Below are 759 nucleotides of genomic sequence, written 5' to 3' on the forward strand. Positions count from 1 at the left end.
GGTTGACGGTGCCGTGCGCGACAGCGGCAGCATCGTCGAATCGGGGTTGAAAGTCTGGTCACGCAGCGTCACACCGCGCACCGGCAAGCGCCGTCTGGAACTGGTGGCGTTTAACGATGTGGTCAATATCGGCGGCGTTCAGGTCAGGCCCGGCGATCTGATTCTGGCGGATAACGATGGCGTGATTATCGTCCCCAGTGATGTTGCGCAGACCGTGCTGGATCGCGCGCTGCAAGCGGCAGAAAAAGAGAGTCATCTGTTGAAAGCGCTGGAACAGGGCGCATCGGCGCGTGACGCAGCGGGTATTCTGCCCCCCGGCAAGTGGTGATCCCCCGGTATCGCTACAACATCACGCTTAAACAATAAATGATTAAACGAGGTAGACCCATGTCTGCAACGCATAAACGCATACAGGGCGAATTCCTGTCCGGCATCGCGATTGCCCTGCTTGGCGCAGGTGCCATCGCCATTGCCAACACCGAACACACGCTCGGCACCGCCGCCAGAATGGGTGCCGGTTACATGCCGACCATTTTGGGTGCACTGTTGGTACTGCTGGGGGGATTGATTGCCGTGCGTGCCTGGCTATCATCGCCACGTCGCCGCGCCCCCGATGAAGCCGGTTTCACGCTGCGTGCTCCGCTATTGATGCTGGGTGCGGTGATTTTATTTGCCCTGTTGGTCGATCAGTGGGGCATTATTGTTGCCAGCCTGCTGACGGTGATTACCGCCGCAATCGGCAGCCGTGAAGCCAAACTC

General features: G+C 59.2%; 2 protein-coding genes. Both read left to right on the forward strand.

Translation table 11 applies throughout. The features are described from left to right. On the forward strand, nucleotides 1-328 hold a 328-nt coding region (locus tag J5224_RS32275), incomplete at its 5' end, for an RraA family protein (RefSeq protein WP_413544760.1). Nucleotides 329-387: 59 nt separating this feature from the next. Beyond that, nucleotides 388-759 (forward strand): tripartite tricarboxylate transporter TctB family protein (locus tag J5224_RS32280; protein WP_264629026.1); only part of this gene is annotated, 372 nt, incomplete at its 3' end.

This window comes from Candidatus Symbiopectobacterium sp. NZEC135, from assembly GCF_025962695.1.